At 63.2% G+C, this 514-nt stretch carries 1 protein-coding gene; it reads left to right on the top strand.

All coding sequences use genetic code 11. The features are described 5' to 3' along the window. The coding region (locus tag HM984_RS18155) for a PglZ domain-containing protein (protein WP_179350137.1) at window positions 1–514 on the top strand (514 nt) is incomplete at both ends.

Here is a 514-nt window from a genome sequence, read left to right as displayed (position 1 = left end):
GCAATGGAGCCGACCGGCGAGTGGAAGTCGGCCGCGCTCGAATCTCAAGCCAAGTTCTTCGACAACCACGTCGCACCCGTGGTCAAGGACGGCCGCACCAAGGCGGTGGTCATCATCTCGGACGGAATGCGCTACGAGGTGGCTGAAGAGCTCGCCTCCGTGATCCGCAACGAAGACCGCTTCGACGCGTCTCTCTCGGCGGTGCTCGGGGTGTTGCCGAGCTACACCCAACTCGGCATGGCCTCGCTGCTTCCTCAATCGAATTTGGAGCTGGACCCAGAGGCGCTTCCGGTGCTCGCCGACGGGAAGCCGACGAACGGCACCGCAAATCGAGACAAGATCCTGCAAAGGGTGAAGGGGCACGCCATTTCAGCCGCCGGAGCGTTGGCAATGTCCGGCGACGAGCTGCGCGAACTGTATAAGCAGCACCAGATCTTCTACGTCTACCACGACCGCATCGACGCGGCCGGCGACAAGGCTCCAACGGAACGGACCGTCTTCGAGGCGGCTGAGG

It is taken from the genome of Winogradskyella pacifica, from assembly GCF_013403915.1.
GTDB lineage: Bacteria > Bacteroidota > Bacteroidia > Flavobacteriales > Flavobacteriaceae > Winogradskyella > Winogradskyella pacifica.
This window is presented reverse-complemented; position numbering and strand designations above follow the sequence as displayed.